Origin of the sequence: Pseudomonas sp. UBA6562, assembly GCF_002434265.1 — a bacterium.
GTDB lineage: Bacteria > Pseudomonadota > Gammaproteobacteria > Pseudomonadales > Pseudomonadaceae > Aquipseudomonas.
The window spans coordinates 216,410-234,451 of sequence record NZ_DJJS01000010.1; the positions used below are offsets into that span (position 1 = coordinate 216,410).

Below are 18,042 nucleotides of genomic sequence, written 5' to 3' on the forward strand. Positions count from 1 at the left end.
CTCCTGTGTCAGCAAGCAACCAATCCCTGCGAACGAAGTCTCAGCTCACGCACCCATCCGAGTGAATTGTTTCCCGGTGGGCTATAGTTGCCGCCCTTACGACCACGCTGCCGAAGAGTCCCTTCCTCATGTTCAACAAAGGATTGTTGCTGGCCTGTGCGCTGGCACTGCTCAGTGCCTGTGATTCCTCCACGTCCGAGGCGCCCAAGCCCGCCCCGGCCGATACGCCGACCGCGGCCGCGCCCGCCCAGACCGCATCGAGCAAGCGCGAAGACCCGGCCGTGCTCGCCAAGCGCTACGCAGGCCGCGAGCTGAGCGTGCTGGATGTTTCGGAAGTGCAGATAGACGGCGCCAGCGCGCTGTCGGTCAGCTTCTCCGCGCCGTTGGACGCCGACCAGGACTTCGCCGGCAAACTGCACCTGGTCGATACCGTCAAGGGCAAGGTCGACGGCGCCTGGGAGCTGTCGAACAACCAGATGGAACTGCGCCTGCGCCACCTCGAACCGCAGCGCAAGCTGGTGCTCACCGTCGACAAGGGCCTGCTGGCGGTCAATGGCAAGCAGCTCGACAGCGAAGTGGTCAGCCGCCTGGAAACCCGCGACATGCAGGCCACCGTGGGCTTCGCCAGCCGCGGCTCGCTGCTGCCCACGCGCTTGGCCGAAGGCCTGCCGGTGATCGCCCTGAACGTGGCCAAGGTCGACGTCGACTTCTTCCGCGTCAAACCCGAGCAGCTGTCGAACTTCCTGGTCAACTGGGGGCGCAACAGCAGCCTGTACGCCTACCAGTCCAAAGAGACCCTGGAGATGGCCGATTTGGTCTACAGCGGCCGCTTCGACCTCGACCCCGCACGCAACACCCGCGAAACGGTACTGCTGCCCATCGCCGGCATCAAACCGCTGCAAGAGCCAGGCGTGTACCTGGCGGTGATGCGCGCCTCGGGCACCTACGACTATTCCCAGCCGGCCACGCTGTTCACCTTGAGCGACATCGGCGTGTCGGCGCACCGCTACCGCGACCGCATCGACGTCTTCGCCCAGGCGCTGGACGGCGGCAAAGCAATGGACGGCGTCAAGCTCGAACTGCACGACGACAAGGGCAAGCTGCTCGCCCAGGCCAGCACCGACGGCGACGGCCATGCGCAGATGCCGATCGACGCCAAGGCCGACACCCTGATCGCCACCCAGGGCGTGCACACCACGCTGCTGCGCCTGAACACCGCAGCGCTGGACCTGGCCGAATTCGACATCACCGGCCCCCAGGCCAACCCCTTGCAGTTCTTCATCTTCGGCCCGCGCGACCTGTACCGCCCAGGGGAAACCGTGCTGCTCAACGGCCTGCTGCGCGACCAGGACGGCAAGCCGGTCAAGGCCCAGCCAGTCAACGTGGAAGTGCGCCGCCCCGACGAGCAGGTCAGCCGCAAATTCGTCTGGGAGGCCGACGGCAACGGACTGTTCCAGTACCAGCTGCAACTCTCCGGCGAAGCGCCGACAGGCCGCTGGCAACTGCTGCTCGACCTGGGCGGCGGGCGCAAGCAGGTCTACGAATTCCTCGTCGAAGACTTCCTGCCCGAACGCCTGGCCCTGGAACTCAAAGGCAGCCCCACGCCGCTGAGCCCCGAAGAGCCTGCGCACATCCAGGTCAATGGCCGCTACCTCTACGGCGCTCCCGCCGCCGGCAACCGCTTGAGCGGCCAGGCGTATTTGCGCCCGCTGCGCGAAGCCGTGCCGGCGCTGCCGGGCTACCAGTTCGGTTCGGTCAGCGAAAGCGACCTGAGCCAGGACCTGGAACTCGACGAAGTCACCCTCGACCAGGCCGGCAAGGCCAGCCTGGACATCGAAAGCCGCTGGGCCGAGGCCCGCTCGCCGCTGCAACTGACCGTCCAGGCCAGCTTGCAGGAATCCGGCGGCCGGCCCATCACCCGCCGTTTCGAGCAGCCGATCTGGCCAGCCGAACGCCTGCCGGGCCTGCGCGGCCTGTTCGACGGTGAAGAGACCGACGGCGACGCCCCAGTGCAGTTCGAAGTCCTGGTCGCCGACCGCGACGGCCACAAGCTGGCCGCCGACGACCTCAAGGTCCGCTTGGTCCGCGAGCGCCGCGACTATTACTGGAACTACTCCCAGGACGACGGCTGGAGCTACAACTTCAACGAGAAATTCCTCACCGAAAGCGAAGAGACCGTCAGCGTCAAGGCCGGCGCCACCGCCACCCTGAGCTTCCAGGTGGAGTGGGGCCCGTACCGCGTCGAAGTGGAAGATCCCGAAACCGGCATCGTCTCCAGCGAGCGCTTCTGGGCCGGCTACCGTGCCCAGGACAACGCCGAAGGCGGCGCCGTGCGCCCCGACCAGGTCAAGCTGGCGCTCGACAAGCCGGCCTATGCCGACGGCGACAGCGCCCAGGTCACCGTCACCCCGCCTGCCGCGGGCAGCGGCTACCTGATGGTCGAGTCCGCCGATGGCCCGCTGTGGTGGCAGGCCATCGACGTACCGGCCGAAGGCAAGACCTTCGACATCCGCCTGGACCCGAAATGGGCGCGCCACGACCTGTACGTCAGCGCCCTGGTGATCCGCCCGGGCGAGCGCAAGGTCAACGCCACGCCCAAGCGCGCCGTGGGCGTGCTGCACCTGCCGCTGCAACGCGGCGACCGCAAGCTGGCGCTGACCCTGCAAGCGCCCGAGAAGATGCGGCCCAAGCAGCCGCTGAAGGTCAAGTTCAAGGCCACCAACGCCGACGGCAGCGTGCCCAAGCAGGTGCGCGTGCTGCTTTCGGCGGTGGACGTCGGCATCCTCAACATCACCGACTTCAAGACCCCCGACCCCTTCACCGGCATGTTCGGGCGCAAGGCCTACGGCGCCGACCAACTGGACATCTACGGCCAGTTGATCGAAGCCGGCCAAGGCCGTCTGGCCAGCCTGGCCTTCGGTGGCGACGCGGCCATGGCCAAGGGCGGCAAGCGGCCCAACACCACGGTGACCATCGTCGCCCAGCAGAGCGTGCCGGTGACCCTGGACGAGAAGGGCGAGGGCGTCGCCAGCGTCGACATTCCCGACTTCAACGGCGAGCTGCGGCTGATGGCCCAAGCCTGGAGCGACGACCACTTCGGCGTCGCCGAAGGCAAGACCGTGGTCGCCGCGCCGTTGATCGCCGAGCTGTCGGCGCCGCGCTTCCTGGCCGGGGGTGACCGTACGCGCCTGGCTCTGGACCTGGCCAACCTGTCGGGCCGTGCCCAGCAACTGACCGTGCAATTGCGCAGCGAAGGGCAGATCGGCCTGATCGGCCCGACCGAGCAGCAGGTCAGCCTCAGCGAAGGCCAGCGCAGCACCCTGATGATCCCGGTGCAGGCCGAAGGTGGTCTGGGGCAGGGCAAGGTGCAGGTGCAGGTCACCGGCCTGCAACTGCCCAACGAACCCACCAGCGTCTATACCCGCGACTGGACCCTGGGCGTGCGCCCGGCCTATCCGGCGATGCTCAAGCACTACCGTGTGGCCTTGAAGGACCAGCCATGGAGCCTGCCGGACAACGACCTGGCGGCCTTCGAGCCGGCCGGCCTGGAAGCCAGCCTGGCGCTGTCGAGCCGACCACCGCTGAACCTCGCCGAGCAGATCCGTGCTCTGGAAGCCTACCCGTACGGCTGCCTTGAGCAGACCACCAGCGGCCTGTACCCCTCGCTGTACGCCGACGCCGACAGCCTCAAACGCCTCGGCATCAAGGGCGAGCCGGCCGAGGTGCGCAAGCGCAAGATCGAGGCTGGCATCGAGCACCTGCTGGGCATGCAGCGCTACAACGGCAGCTTCGGTCTGTGGGGCAGCGACAGCGAAGAGGAATACTGGCTGACCGCCTACGTCACTGACTTCCTGCAGCGCGCCCGCGAGCAGGGCTACGGCGTACCGGCCGACGCCCTGAAGAAGGCCAACGAGCGCCTGCTGCGCTACTTGCAGGAGCGCAACCTGATTGAGGTCGACTACAGCGACAACGCTGAGCACACCCGCTTCGCCGTACAGGCCTACGCCGCCCTGGTGCTGGCACGCAACCAGCAGGCGCCGCTGGGCGCGCTGCGCAGCCTGTTCGAACGCCGCACCGATGCACGCTCGGGCCTGGCGCTGGTGCAGCTGGCTGTGGCCCTGGACAAGATGGGCGACAAACCGCGCGCCCAGCAGGCCTTGCAGACCGGCTTGAGCATCGGCCGCGGCAAGGGCTGGCTGGCCGACTACGGCAGTACGCTGCGCGACCAGGCGCTGATCCTGGCGCTGCTGCAGGAGAACCAGCTGGCGGCCAACCAGGTGGACCAACGCCTGTTCGCGCTGTCCGACGAACTCGCCGCCAACGGCTACCTCTCGACTCAGGAACGCAACGCGCTGTTCCTCGCCGGCCGCAACCTGCTCGGCAAACCGGAAGGTGCCTGGAAGGCGCGCCTGGACAGCGCCGGTGAAGTGCGCGAGCTGGACAACACCGAATCCGGCCTGAAGCTCGAAGGCCCGCTACTGGCCTCGCCATTGAGCGTGCAGAACCAGAGCGGCGACACCCTGTACCAGCAACTGACCTTGTCGGGCTATCCGCGTCAGGCGCCGGCACCGGTAAGCAACGGCATCGAGATCCGCCGCGAGTACCTGGGCCTCAACGGTCAGCCGTTGAACCTCGGCAACCTGCGCAGCGGCGACCTGGTGCTGGTGCACCTGGCGCTCAAGGCCAAGGACCGTGTGCCGGACGCTCTGGTAGTGGACCTGCTGCCGGCCGGCCTGGAACTGGAAAACCAGAACCTGGCGCAAAGCTCGGCCAGCCTGGACAACGCCAGCAGCGCGGTGAAGGAATGGCGCGATTCGATGCAGAACGCCAGCGTGGTGCACCAGGAGTTCCGCGACGACCGTTACGTCGCCGCACTCAAGCTGGACAACTACGGCACCACCCACCTGCTGTACCTGGCTCGCGCGGTCACGCCGGGCAGCTACCGTATTCCGCCGGCGCAGGTCGAGTCGATGTACCGCCCCAACCTGAACGCGGTGGGCGAAAGCCAAGGGGAAATGCAGATCAAGGCCCGCTGAGGGGCAGGGGCGCGGCAGGCCAGCAGCGCTGGCCTGTCGGTGGGCGGAGGGGGTGCAGGCCGGGTCTGGCCGAGCCGGGCCTGGCCTGGCCGGATCGGGATTCAGACTCGACTTAATGCACCACCCAACTCATCACCCACAACCCCAGCAGCAGCCAGACGATGCCCAGCACGATCGAGGCGCGCATGAACGCGCGCACCGCCGAGAACAGCAGCATCAAACCGACGATCAATGCCGCGATGCTGACCAGCGACGTGTCCATGCCCAAAGTGCGGGACAGGCCGTCGATGAAATTGCCGCCGGCGTTGGCCAGCAGATTGAACAGGCCGCTCAAGGCATCGACGATGATGCGGATCAGCGATCCCAGCGCCTGGCCCAGCCATTCGAAAAAGCCTTCTACATGCATGATTACGTCCTGATGAATGAATCGGTGTCAGCGCTTTGGCCATGGCCGGGGCAGGTCGGTTCCCGATGGCCAGTCTAGTCCGCCCGCGCAGCCGTGCCGGGCGCCTGTGCCGCAGCGTGGTGCTGGCGGTCCTGCTGGTGCTGGCGCTGCTGTGGGTGGCCGACCGTCTGTGGCCGCTGCCGTTGCCCGGCGACGACCTGGCCCGGGTAGTGCTGGCCGAAGACGGCACGCCTCTGTGGCGCTTCGCCGATGCCGACGGCGTATGGCGCTACCCGGTCACTCCCGAGCAGGTCTCGCCGCTGTACCTGCAAGCGCTGCTGACCTACGAAGACCGCTGGTTCTACCGCCATCCCGGGGTCAACCCGATGGCCCTGGCGCGCGCGGCCTGGCTCAACCTGCGCGGCGGGCGCGTGGTCTCGGGCGGCAGCACCCTGTCGATGCAGGTGGCGCGCCTGCTCGACCCGCATGACCGGACTCTGGGCGGCAAGCTGCGCCAGTTGTGGCGCACGGCGCAGCTCGAATGGCACCTGTCGAAAACGCAGATCCTGCAGATCTACCTCGACCGCGCGCCCTTCGGCGGCACCTTGCAAGGGGTGGCGGCGGCCAGTTGGGCGTACCTGGGCAAGTCGCCGCTGCACCTGACCCACGCCGAAGCGGCCTTGCTCGCCGTGCTGCCCCAGGCGCCCAGCCGCCTGCGCCCCGACCGCCACCCGAAACGCGCCCAACGCGCGCGCGACAAGGTGCTGCAACGGCTGGCCGACTATGACGTCTGGCCTGCCGAGCGGTTGCAGGAGGCCCGTGAGGAGCCGTTGCTGCTCGCGCCGCGCCAGGAACCGGCCCTGGCGCCCTTGCTGGCGCGGCGGCTGAACACCCGCGACAGCCCGGCGCTGATCCGCACCACCCTCGACGCCGCCTTGCAGCGGCGCCTGGAAGACCTGCTGCTGGGCTGGCGCGCGCGCCTGCCGGAGCGTACCTCGGCGGCGATCCTGGTGGTGGAGGCCAAGACCATGGCGGTGCGCGCCTACCTGGGCTCGATCGAAATCGGCGATGCGCGGCGCTTCGGGCACGTGGACATGGTGCATGCCCTGCGCTCGCCCGGCTCGACTCTCAAGCCGTTTCTCTATGGCATGGCCCTGGACGACGGCCTGATCCACTCCGAGTCGCTGTTGCAGGACGTGCCGCGGCGCTATGGCGACTACCGTCCCGGCAACTTCTCCAGCGGCTTCAGCGGCCCGGTCGCGGCCAGCGCGGCCCTGGCCCTGTCGCTCAACCTGCCGGCGGTGCAACTGCTCGAAGCCTACGGCCCCAAGCGCTTCGCCGCGCAGTTGCGCACAGGCGGCGTGCCCCTGGCCCTGCCGCCGCTGGCCGAGCCCAACCTGTCGCTGATCCTCGGCGGTGCGGGTAGCCGTCTTGAAGACCTGGTCGGCGGTTATGCCGCGTTCGCCCGTCAGGGGCACAGCGCGCGGATTCGGCTGCAACCGCAAGACCCGCTGATCGAACGGCGGCTGCTGTCGCCGGGCGCGGCGTGGATCGTGCGACGCATCCTCAGCGGCCAGGCGCGCCCCGACCGCGACCCCCGCGCCGAGCTGGTGCAGCGCCCGGCGCTGGCTTGGAAGACCGGCACCAGCTATGGCTTTCGCGATGCCTGGTCGGTGGGTGTCGGGCCGCGCTACCTGATCGGCGTGTGGATCGGCCGCCCCGACGGCACACCGGTGGCCGGGCAGTTCGGCCTGGCCTCGGCGGCGCCGCTGATGCTGCAAGTGCACGACCTGCTGAGCAATCGCGACAGCCAGCGCGGCATCGCCGTGCCGGTCGAACCGGTGCCGGACAGCGTCGGCGTGGCGGCGATCTGCTGGCCGCTGGGCCAGCCACTGCCGCGTCGCGACGACAACTGCCGTCGGCAGCGCTTCGCCTGGACGTTGCAGGGCACCACGCCGCCGACCTTGCAGGCAGGCGACCAGCCATTAGGCCTGGGCTTGAGCGAAACGCTGTGGGTCAACCCGCAGGGCCTGCGCGTGGATGCCAGTTGCCCCGGTGCGCAGAAACGGCAGGTGGCCTTGTGGCCGGCGCCGCTGGAGCCCTGGTTGCCGCGTTCGGAGCGCCGCGCGGCGCGCTTGCCGGCCGTCGACCCGCAGTGCCCGCCGCAGGTGCCGGTCAGCGCGCCGCCGCTGTCTATCGTCGGTGTGCGCGCCGGCGACCACCTGCGCCGGCCCGTCGGCAGCCGCGAGCCGTTGCAGGTGCAGGTCTCGGCTTTGGGCGGTGGCGGGCGGCGCTGGTGGTTCGTCAACGGCGAGCCGCAGGGCGAGACCCTCGACCAACAGGCGCTGACGGTGTCGTTCCAGCAGACCGGGCGGGTCGAGTTGAGCGCGCTGGACGAGAGTGGCGAGACGGCGCGGGTGGAGTTTCAGGTCAGCGAGTAGGGCGAGGGGTGATACCGGTCAGTTGAGTAATCGGGGCGGCAAAGCGGCCCCAATAAACACTGTTTCGGCTCAACCGACTGGTATTGCCCTCCAACCAACCGTCAATGCGCCGTGAAACGCTGATGCACAGGCGAATTATGCGGTGTGAGCGCCAGGGCCAATTGCGTGCGGTTGTGCATATGGGTCAGGCGCAGCACCTGCGACACGTACAGTTTCACGGTGTTCTCGGTGATGCCCAGCTCGCAGGCAATCTGGAAGTTGGTCTTGCCCAGGCTGACCAGTTGCGCCACTTCCAACTGGCGCGGCGACAGCTTCTGGAACAGCGCCGGCAGTTCGGTTTCGCCTTCCACCGGATCGCTGGCCCGCCGCTCCAGGTTGTTGCCGCGGGCGCGCTCCAAGTCCTGATACAGCTCGTCGATGGACTCGGCCAAGTGATGTAGGCGTTGATTGAGGCTACCCAGCTCGCGAGCCTGGCGTCGACGTTCGAGCAGCGAGGTTTCCTGGCGACGCACGCCCTGCAACAGTTCGTCGAAGTCCACCGGTTGCTGGTAATAGTCGGCGACGCCTTCGCGAAGGGCGCGTATCAGGTCGGCCTTGTCGGCGTGGCTGGTCAGCAGAATTGCCTCGACCAATCTGGGTGGGAAAGTGACGGCTTTGAGTTGGCGGATCAGCTCGATGCCATCGGTGCCCGGCAGGTGCAGGTCGCAGAGCACCAGACCGATGGCGCTGTCGTCCTGGTAGTGGACCAGTGCCTGTTCGGCGCTGTTGGCCGTGGTGCAGCGGTAGCCCTGTCGCGTCAGCACCGTGGTCAATTCTTCGAGCACGGTGGGTTGGCTATCGACGATTAGCACTTTGATCTCACTGACAGCTTTACTCATGGGCAACTCCCTGTTGTTTGAGGGCTGGCGTCCCGGGCCAGCCGTTTACGGCAAGCGAAAGCAGAACCGCGCTGAACACGGCGCGGCTCTGCCGGCAACACATTGTGCGTATCACTGGATCCACACCGAGGTCAGCACGAACCCCACCAATACATAGGGGGCGAACGGCTGCCTTTCGTTCATCCGCTCGGCCACGGCCTGGAGCCGTTTCTTGACCTTGGGGTTGAGCAGGCCCAGCAGGCGACGGCGAAACAGCAGCCAGACCACCACGCAAACGCCCGCACCGATGAACGTACCGAGCACGTATTCGTGGCTACTGGCCACGGCCAGCGTCGCCAGTAGCTTCACATCGCTGGCGCCGAGCCGGGCCAACCAATAGCCGGGCAGGGTCAGCAGCATGACGATGGCCAGACCCCAGCCGGCATCGCTCGCCTCCGCCCCCAGCCAGCTGTGGCCCGTGGCGAACAGCCAGAACAAGGCGCAGGCGCCGACGCCCAGGGTCAGGTATTCGGAGATCTGCCGCTCGCGTACATCCTGTTCGCTACACAGAGCCAGCCACATCAAGAGAACCATGCTGTGCATCGACGATTGCCATCCTTGTTCTGAAACGATGCCACGCAGGTCACCGGTCTTGGCATCGCGGATTACAGGCCATTGTCTGAAGAAATTTCCTACAACTTAGGCATTAGGGTAGACCCGATCGGGACGGCCGCCAGAGTCCGATGGCAAAAAAATAGGAGAACTGTATTTGTTCCGCTGTTTTAATCCACAACTGTGCTGTTTTCCTGTGGATCGTATCTAGATCGCGGGATTTTGCACTTGAAACGCTGCACGCTGGCGCTGCAAACGCGAAGAGAAGGCCTGCACCCGTGCGTGCGGTCGCATTCGAGCCAATGTTCATTGCACCTACCCTGCTGGCGCGTAGGCAGTGGTGCGGTTACAACTTAGGACGTACGCCGCACGGCTGCCTCTACAGTCATCACCGAGGTGGATAGTTGCTCATCAACTGGGTGACGGTCTTCTGGATCGCTGCGCTGCGTTCCTGAGGGGTGGGGGGGTACTCGCTCATCATCTGCTCGGCGCTGCCGCGCCAGACCAGCTTGCCATCGCGGCCGTCGAACAGATCGACCTGGATGGTCGCCACCTTGTAGTCGACGCTACGCGTCTCGTTGAACATCGGCCCGCCCCAGTAGCCATTCCAATAGCCGCCCCAGGCACCACCGTAGTTGGTCGTGATTTCGCGTTGGCGGTCTTCCACGATCAGGTAAGCGCGGGCCTTGACGTCGGCACCGCTGCCGGCCTGGGCCGGGCGCAGACCGCGCTGGTCGAGTTGCCCGGCCACTGCCTGACGGATGCGCTGCTCGGTGAGGTCGCTCTTGATGCGCGGGTCGTCCGGACGGTATTGCAAGGCCGGTTCCTGCCAGGCCCAACTGCGGTAACCGGCGAAGTCCCGGCTGGCGTCGTAATCCTGTTGCACGTTGGTGTTGGCACAAGCGCCCAGCAGAAGTGCGCAGGCCAGTACAGCGAGGGGGCGCAGCATGGTGATGTCTCCAAACGTCAACGTGGGGGGTAACCGCTGAGCGCCTTCTGCACGGTCTGGCGCAGGGCATTCTCGCGGTCACGGAGGGATTGTCCGCCAACGCCGGTTTCGGCGCTGGCGCTCCAGACGGGCTGGCCGTCGCGGGCATCGAACAGTTCGATGTGCACCACGCTGACATCCACCTCATAGGTGCGCACGATCGGCACGCTGCCATAAGCGCCGTAGCCGTCGCGGTAGCCGCCATAGCCGACGCCGCCATAGGGGCGATTGTAGTAGGGATCGTAGCTGTCGTAGTCGCGCACTTGGCGCGTGCGGCGCTCGGTGCGCAGGTCGGCACTGACCAGCAGGTCGGGCTGGCCCAAGCGGGCCGGGCGTAGGCCTTGCTGGTCGAGCGACTCGGCGACCATCTGCGCCATCTGCCCAGGATCGCTGTTGGCGCTGCCGCGTGGCAGACGGCCATCGCGCCAGGCCCAGCTGCGGTAGCGCCCGTAGTCGCGGGTCGGAGCCGGATAGGCACTGGCGTCGAACGTGGTGGCGGCCTGCGGCGGGGCGGGGGGCAAAGGCCGGCTGCTGGCCACATAGGGGTTGACGCTCTGGCAACCGGCCAGGGCGATGGGCAGCAAGGCCAAACACAATAGACGATTGAACATGTGTCCTCCTGGGCGTCGACCGTTCAGCGCGGTCGGCAGATCCAGTGCAGGTAACGGCCAAGCCCGGCGAAGGCGGGATGGCGCCGGTGGGTCAGCTCCATGTCCAGCAGGTCGGCCAGGGCGGCCTTATCCTGGAATTCCCTGGGCATGTAGTCGTGAAAGACTCTGACGCCGCTTTCCTGTGTGACCTGCCACAGGGGGGCAAGTTGCGTGCGCAGTTCACGTGGGTCGAGCGGGCGTTGCGGGGTCAGGCTCTGCTTTTCGCCGGCCAGTCGATTGGTGCGCAGCTTGCGGAAATGGCCCTTGACCAGGTTGCGGTAGACCAGCGCGTCGCGGTTGTAGAAGGCCAGCGACAGGTGGCCGTCGGCGGCGCACAGGCGGTGCAGGGTCGGCAAGATGGCCTGCGGCTCGGCGAGCCACTCCAGCACGGCATGGCACAGCACCAGGTCGTAGGGCGCCTGCACGTGCTCGCTCAGCGTCTGCCAGGGCGCCTGGACGAACGTGGCCGTCTGGCCGGCGTCGGCGAATCGCTGGCGGGCGCCCTCGAGCATCGGCGCGGCGGGTTCGGCGAGGGTCACCTCATGGCCGTTCTGGGCCAGCCACAAGGCCATGTGCCCCAGGCCCGCGCCGATGTCCAACACCCGCAGGGGGCACGGCGGCAGCGCTTCGCTCAGGTCGGCCTGCAACACCGCCAAGCGGATGGCACCCTTGGCGCCGCCGTAGATCTTCTCCGCGAAACGGGTGGCCAGCTCGTCGAAATGGCGGTCGTTCATTTGCCGAACCGCCGTTCGCTGTCGGCCAGCTTGGCGCGCACCACCTGATCCATGTCCAGGCCCAGTTCGCTGCACATCAGCAGCAGATAGAGCACCACGTCGCCGATTTCCTGGCCGGCGTGGGCCAGTTGCTCTGGCGGTAGGCGACGCGATTCGTCTTCGCCCAGCCACTGGAAGATTTCCACCAGCTCGGCCATTTCCACGCTGGCGGCCATGGCCAGGTTCTTCGGGCTGTGGAAGCGTTGCCAGTCGTTGGCATCACGGATGCGGTGCATGCGTTCGGTCAGTTCTTGCAGGTTCATGAAGGTCTCCTTGGCCGCATAGCTTCCGGCGCGCTCCGCCGCAAAGCAAGCGCGCCGATGCCAAGGCAGGCCTGGTCACCTCACAACGCGGTCCAGCGGCCGGACATGTGCAGGCGCTGCTCCTTGCCTTCCAGGCGCAGCGTCCCGGATGGCCCTGCGGGGCTTGCGCTGAGCACCACTTCAGCAGGCAGACGTACGGGTTTGTGGAAGTCGACCTCGAAGCAGTAGCCCGCTTTGGGCAGGTGCGTGCGCAGCGCCGCCAGGGCCATGGCCTGGTTCCACATGCCATGGGCGATGGCGCTGGGGAAGCCGAACAGGCGGGCGCTCAAGGCGCTCAGGTGGATGGGGTTGTAGTCGCCGGCGACCTTGGCGTAACGCCGGCCGATGTCGCCGTCGGCATACCAACGCGTGGCTTCGACCAAGCGTGTCGGACCGTCGGTGTCGGCTGGCTCGGGCGCTGCCATGGCCGCGATGTCGGCCGGCTCTTCGAGCGGCGGAACGGCGGTGGCGTCCAGTTCGGTTGTGGGCGTGGCCCGTGCCGGCTCGGTCACCGGCGGCATGGCCGTGGCGTCGAGGCCTGTCGTCTCTGTGGATTTCATGGAGTCGGGTTCAGACGCCTCCCGGGCCGGGGCATCGAGTTTGAGGCCGCGCACCAGCATGCGGCTGGTCTCGCGCCAGAGCAGGCCAAGGCCGTCGCGGGCTTCGCTGATCAGATCGAAGGTGCCGCCCTTGGCGTGGGGCTGCAGGTTCTCGGCCCAGACCTGCACGTGCAGGCCATCCACACCGCCCAGCGGCCGGTAGACTTCGATGCCGTTGTACAAATGCACCAGCCCCAGCAAGGGGAAGGGGAAGTCGGCACGGGTCAGCAGTTGCAGTTGCAGGTCGAAGGCCATCACGTGGGGATAGGTGGCCGGCAAGCGGCCGTCGTCCGGGAAATGGCACAGGTTGCGATAGGCCGCGAGGTTCTGCGGCTGCACCCGCAAGTAACAGCGCAAGCCTTGGGCAGGCAGGGTGGCACCGCTGATCTTGCGCTTGCCCACGGCGCGCAGGTAAAGGCTGGCACGCGCATCGGGCGCATGCAGGTCGAGCCAGGGTCGAGTCATCTCAGGCCCCCATCAATGCTTGGCCGCAGACCCGCAGGGCCTGGCCGGTGATCGCGCCGCTGCCGGACTGGCCAAGCCAGGCCACCGCCTCGGCGACATCCTGCGGACGCCCGCCCTGGCCCAGCGAACTGAGGCGCCGGCCCGCTTCGCGTAGGCCCATGGGCATGGCGGCAGTCATGTGGGTTTCGATGAAGCCAGGGGCCACGGCGTTGATGGTTGCGCCACTTGCCGCGAGCTGGGGCGCCATGGCCTGGGCCAGGCCGATCAGCCCGGCTTTGCTGGCCGCGTAGTTGGTCTGCCCACGGTTGCCGGCGATGCCGCTGACCGAGGCGAGCAGCACGACCCGCGCGGCATTGCCCAGACGGCCGGCGTCGAGCAGGGCCTGGGTCAGCCGTTGCGGCGCTTTGAGGTTGACCGCCAGCACCGAATCCCAATAGTCGGGGGTCATGTTGGCCAGGGTCTTGTCGCGGGTGATGCCGGCGTTGTGCACCAGGATGTCGACGCCCTCGGGCAGGGCATCGATCAGTTGCGCGGCCGCATCGTCCGCGCAGATGTCCAGGGCCAGAGTGCGGGCGCCGAGGCGCGCGGCCAGGGCGTCGAGGTCTTTCTGCGCAGCGGGCACATCGAGCAGCACCAGCTCCGCACCATCGCGGGCCAGGGTTTCGGCAATCGAGGCACCAATGCCACGGGCCGCACCCGTCACCAGGGCACGGCGCCCGGCCAATGGGCGGCTCCAATCGCCGACCTGCGCGTCGCAGGCCTTCAGGCGCAAGACCTGACCGGAGACGAACGCGCTCTTGGGCGAGAGGAAGAAGCGCAGGGCGCCTTCGAGCTGCGCCTCGGCGCCTGGGCTGACGTAGAGCAATTGCGCGGTGGCGCCATTGCGCAGTTCCTTGGCCAGCGAACGGCTGAAGCCTTCCAGAGCGCGTTGCGCGATGCTGGCCGACAGCTCGCTCACGTCCTCGGGCGGGCGCCCGAGAATCACTATGTGGGCACTGGGCGCCAGGCTGCGCATCAGCGGCTGGAAGAATTCGCGCAACTGCCGCAGTTGATCGCTGTCGGACAGGTGGCTGGCGTCGAACACCACGGCTTTGGCTTTCTTGCCCAGACCGGCGACCCAGGCCGGCGCCTGCAGGTCGGCGCTTTCATAGCCGTAGAGCTCGTCGCCGAGGCTTTTGCCCAGGCTTAGCACCTGCTGCGCCAGCGGCCCGCCGCCCAGTATCAAGGCGCCCTCGACCGGGCGCATGCGGCCCGCCTGCCAGCGTTCCAGCGACGCGGGTTGGGGCAGGCCGAGGGCGTCGACCACGCGTCGACCGAGGGCGGAGTTGGCAAAGCCGATGTAGCGATCGCTCATGGGGAAGGTCTCCTGGAAGGGCAAACATGCAGTGTGGACCCAGTTGGGCGATGGGTCGTTCGAACCGGTGAAAAATCCGCATCGCCACGGCAAGCGTACGGCACGGAGAGTGTTGCGCCGGGCCTGGCAGCGCAGCCTGGCGCGCGCGGACGTCGACACCGACCCTGCGCGCCGGCGGCGCCACCGTCTATCGTAGCGGTTTACAGAGCGGCCCCATGACCGGGCCGACCATTGAGTTTCAGGAGGAACGCAGCCATGCGCAGCACTCGTCGGGTCGCCATTCTGGGCGGCAATCGCATTCCCTTCGCCCGCTCCAATGGCGCCTATGCCACCGCGAGCAACCAGGCGATGCTCACCGCCGCGCTCGAAGGGCTGGTCGAGCGGTATCGGCTGCACGGCTTGCGCCTGGGCGAAGTCGTGGCCGGAGCGGTACTCAAGCATTCGCGCGACATGAACCTGACCCGCGAGTGCGTGCTCGGCTCGCGCCTGTCGCCGCAGACCCCGGCCTACGACGTGCAGCAGGCCTGCGGCACCGGCCTGGAAGCGGCCCTGCTGGTGGCCAACAAGATCGCCCTGGGGCAGATCGACTGCGCCGTCGCCGGCGGCGTCGACACCACCTCCGACGCGCCCATCGCGGTCAACGAAAAGCTGCGCCGCATCCTGCTCGCCGCCAGCCGCGGCAAAAGCCTGGGCCAGCGCCTCAGCCCCTTGCTCGGCCTGCGTCCGGCCCAGCTCAAGCCCGAGCTGCCGCGCAACGGCGAACCGCGTACGGGGCTGTCGATGGGGGAGCATTGCGAGCGCATGGCGCAGACCTGGCACATCGAGCGCAGCGCCCAGGACGAATTGGCCCTGCGCAGCCACCAGCAACTGGCTGCGTCATACGCCGAAGGCTGGCACGACGACCTGCTCACGCCCTACCTGGGGCTGGTGCGCGACAACAACCTGCGCTCCGAGCTCAGCCTGCAACAGCTCGGCCGGCTCAAACCGGCTTTCGAACGCAGCGAAAAAGGCACGCTGACCGCCGGCAACTCCACGCCGCTCACCGACGGCGCCTCGTTGGTGCTGTTGGCCAGCGAAGACTGGGCGGCCGAGCGCGGCCTGCCGGTGCAGGCCTACCTGGTGGATGGGGAAACCGCCGCAGTGGATTTCGTCGACGGCAAGGAAGGGCTGCTCATGGCGCCTGTGTATGCCGTGCCGCGCCTGCTGGCGCGCAACGGCCTGAGCCTGCAGGATTTCGACTACTACGAAATCCACGAAGCCTTCGCCGCCCAAGTGCTGTGCACCCTCAAGGCTTGGGAAGACGAGGAATTCTGCCGCACCCGCCTGGGCCTGGACGGCGCCCTGGGCGCCATCGACCGCAGCAAGCTGAACGTCAAGGGCAGTTCGCTGGCGGCCGGGCATCCGTTTGCCGCGACGGGCGGACGCATCCTGGCGCACCTGGCCAAGCTGCTGTCCAAGGCCGGCAAAGGCCGCGGGCTGATCTCGATCTGCGCGGCCGGTGGGCAAGGCGTGACGGTGATCGTCGAACGTTGATGTGAGCGGGGAGGGCCGGCACCGCCGGCCCGTCCCTCAGGTGCGGAACCGCCGCACCAACGCATCCAGCTCGTTGGACAGCCCTGCCAGGCTCTGCGAATCCTGTCGCGCCGCCTGCGCCAGTTCGGCCACCAACTGCGCATCGCCATGGATCTGCGCGATGTGCCGGTTGATGTCCTCGGCCACCTGATGCTGCTCTTCGGCAGCAGTGGCGATCTGCGTGTTCATGTCGCGGATCACGTCCACCGAATCGCGGATCTGCCCGAAGCTGTCACGCGCCATGCCGATGCGCGTCACCGACTGCACCGACACCTCCAGGCTGGCATGCATCTGCCCGGCCACTTCGGCGGTGCGGCTGGCCAGGTTGCCCAGCAGGCCGTCGATCTCGGCGGTGGAGTCGGCGGTGCGCTTGGCCAGGGCGCGCACTTCGTCGGCCACCACGGCAAAGCCGCGGCCTTGCTCGCCGGCCCGCGCCGCTTCGATGGCGGCGTTGAGCGCCAGCAGGTTGGTCTGCTCGGCGATCGAGCGGATGGTGCCGAGGATCGACTGGATGGCATTGCTGTCGCGCTCCAGTTGCTGGATCGACTGCGCCGACTGCTCGATCTCCTGGCTCAGACGGTCGACGCTCGACACCGCCGCATCGATCTGCGCCTGGCCCTCGCGGGCCTGCAACTGGCCGCTGTCGGCCGACTGCGCCGCCTGGCTGCACGAACGCGCCACTTCGTTGGCAGTGGCGACCATCTCGTGGAAGGCAGTGGAAACCATGTCTACCGCCTCGCGCTGGCGCCCGGCCGCATCGGCCATGTCGCCGGACACCCGGGTGGCGTTGGCCGAGGAACTGAGGATCTTGCTCGCGGACACGCCGATGTTCTGGATCAGGCTGCGGATGGCACCGAGGAACTGGTTGAACCAGCCGGCCAACTGCGCGGTTTCGTCGCGCCCGCGCACCTCCAGGCTGCGGGTCAGGTCGCCTTCGCCCTGGGCGATGTCTTCCAGACCGCTGCTGACGCTGTTGATCGGCCGCACGATGAGCTTGGCGAAGGTCGCGCCGACGATGGCGAACAGCACCGCCAGCACCAGGGCGATGGTGCCGATGACCCAGCTCAGGCGGGTGGCGCTCTGCATCACCTCGCCTTGTTCGATCAGGCCGATGAAGGTCCAGCCCAGTTGCTCGTCGGGGTAGACGTTGGCCATGTAGCGCACGCCTTCGATTTCCACTTCCTGCATGCCCTTGCCGGCTTTGGCCAGGGTCGCGTAGTCGCCGCCCAGGCTGTCGAGCTGCTTGAAGTTGTGGCTGGCGTCGTGGGCGTCGACGAGGATGTTGCCGTTGTTCTCCACCAGCATGAGGAAGCCGCTCTCGCCGAGCTTGATCTTCTTCACCATGTCGGTCAGGCCGTTGAGCGAGACATCGACGTTGATCACCCCACCATTGGCACCGAAGGTGTTGGCCACGGTCATGCCGGTGGCGATCAGCGTCATGTCGTCGGGGGCCCAGTAGTAGGCGGCCGAACGCACCGGTTTGCCCGGTGCGCTCATCGCCGACTTGTAGAAGGGGCGCACGCGCGGGTCGTAGCCGTCGAGCTTGTCGCTCTTCGGCCAGCCGACGTAACCGCCGTCCGACACTGCGTAAGAAACGTAGGCGTAGGCCGGGTGGGTCTTGGCCATGCGGTCGAACGCCGCCAGCATCTCCTGCGAGGGTGGAGTCAGCTCGTAGGACGGCTTGGCCGCCATGTACTTGTTCAGGTCGGCGCCTGCCGCTGCGAGCATCGGTTGCGCGGCCAGGTACTGGACGTTTTCGTCGATGCCCTTGAAGAAGATGCTCATGGCATTGCCGACTTGGCGGATTTCCCGGCTGCTGTTTTCCACGAAATCGTCGCGTGCTTCGTCGCGCAGGTTGAGCACGACGATGGCCGCGACCACGGCGATCGGCAAGCCGGCGATGACCGCGAAGGCCCAGGTGAGTTTGTGCTTGATGTTCATCTACTACGCTCCGGCTTGTTGTTGTCTGGCAAGGCAGTGGTGTGGGCGAAGCAACGATTGTCGTGTA

At 67.3% G+C, this 18,042-nt stretch carries 13 protein-coding genes; 3 read left to right on the top strand and 10 right to left on the bottom strand.

Features of this window, described 5'->3' with window-relative positions:
• Positions 1-128: 128 nt before the first annotated feature.
• Entirely contained in the window at positions 129-5,036 is a 4,908-nt protein-coding gene (locus B4M43_RS20880) for an alpha-2-macroglobulin family protein (protein WP_296269358.1), read from the top strand.
• Between the two features lie 112 nt (positions 5,037-5,148).
• Here the strand turns inward: B4M43_RS20880 and B4M43_RS20885 are convergent, their stop codons facing one another.
• Positions 5,149-5,442 (bottom strand): hypothetical protein, encoded by a 294-nt coding sequence (locus tag B4M43_RS20885; RefSeq protein ID WP_296269359.1) that lies wholly within the window; start codon positions 5,440-5,442, stop codon positions 5,149-5,151.
• A gap of 65 nt (positions 5,443-5,507) precedes the next feature.
• On the opposite strand from B4M43_RS20885, the gene pbpC reads away from it, so the two are divergent.
• A complete protein-coding gene (gene pbpC, locus B4M43_RS20890; RefSeq protein ID WP_296269360.1) occupies positions 5,508-7,862 on the top strand; it encodes a peptidoglycan glycosyltransferase PbpC in 2,355 nt (784 codons plus the stop codon).
• A 101-nt stretch (positions 7,863-7,963) separates the two neighbouring features.
• Here pbpC and B4M43_RS20895 read toward each other — a convergent pair whose 3' ends face one another.
• The 8 genes from B4M43_RS20895 to B4M43_RS20930 form a co-directional block, all read right to left on the bottom strand.
• On the bottom strand, positions 7,964-8,740 hold the full coding sequence (locus tag B4M43_RS20895) for a response regulator transcription factor (protein WP_296269361.1): 777 nt from the start codon (positions 8,738-8,740) through the stop codon (positions 7,964-7,966).
• Between the two features lie 111 nt (positions 8,741-8,851).
• The gene (locus B4M43_RS20900) at positions 8,852-9,322 is read right to left on the bottom strand and encodes an A24 family peptidase (RefSeq protein WP_296269362.1); all 471 of its coding nucleotides are present in this window, start codon (positions 9,320-9,322) and stop codon (positions 8,852-8,854) included.
• Positions 9,323-9,719: 397 nt separating this feature from the next.
• Positions 9,720-10,280 (bottom strand): DUF4136 domain-containing protein, encoded by a 561-nt coding sequence (locus tag B4M43_RS20905; RefSeq protein WP_296269363.1) that lies wholly within the window; start codon positions 10,278-10,280, stop codon positions 9,720-9,722.
• Positions 10,281-10,297: 17 nt separating this feature from the next.
• Entirely contained in the window at positions 10,298-10,930 is a 633-nt protein-coding gene (locus B4M43_RS20910; RefSeq protein WP_296269364.1) for a DUF4136 domain-containing protein, read from the bottom strand.
• A gap of 23 nt (positions 10,931-10,953) precedes the next feature.
• Complete coding sequence (locus B4M43_RS20915) at positions 10,954-11,703, bottom strand: methyltransferase (protein ID WP_296269365.1); 750 nt, start codon at positions 11,701-11,703, stop codon at positions 10,954-10,956.
• A complete protein-coding gene (locus B4M43_RS20920; protein WP_296269366.1) occupies positions 11,700-12,005 on the bottom strand; it encodes a nucleotide pyrophosphohydrolase in 306 nt (101 codons plus the stop codon). Before B4M43_RS20920 ends, B4M43_RS20915 begins: the two co-directional genes overlap by 4 nt.
• A gap of 80 nt (positions 12,006-12,085) precedes the next feature.
• On the bottom strand, positions 12,086-13,108 hold the full coding sequence (locus tag B4M43_RS20925; RefSeq protein ID WP_296269367.1) for a MaoC family dehydratase: 1,023 nt from the start codon (positions 13,106-13,108) through the stop codon (positions 12,086-12,088).
• Between the two features lies 1 nt (position 13,109).
• The gene (locus tag B4M43_RS20930) at positions 13,110-14,462 is read right to left on the bottom strand and encodes a 3-oxoacyl-ACP reductase (RefSeq protein WP_296269368.1); all 1,353 of its coding nucleotides are present in this window, start codon (positions 14,460-14,462) and stop codon (positions 13,110-13,112) included.
• Positions 14,463-14,717: 255 nt separating this feature from the next.
• Between B4M43_RS20930 and B4M43_RS20935 the strand changes: the two genes are divergently transcribed.
• Positions 14,718-15,995 (top strand): acetyl-CoA C-acetyltransferase, encoded by a 1,278-nt coding sequence (locus B4M43_RS20935; RefSeq protein ID WP_296269369.1) that lies wholly within the window; start codon positions 14,718-14,720, stop codon positions 15,993-15,995.
• Between the two features lie 36 nt (positions 15,996-16,031).
• On the opposite strand, the gene B4M43_RS20940 is transcribed toward B4M43_RS20935, so the two are convergent.
• Complete coding sequence (locus B4M43_RS20940; protein ID WP_296269370.1) at positions 16,032-17,975, bottom strand: methyl-accepting chemotaxis protein; 1,944 nt, start codon at positions 17,973-17,975, stop codon at positions 16,032-16,034.
• Positions 17,976-18,042: the final 67 nt, after the last annotated feature.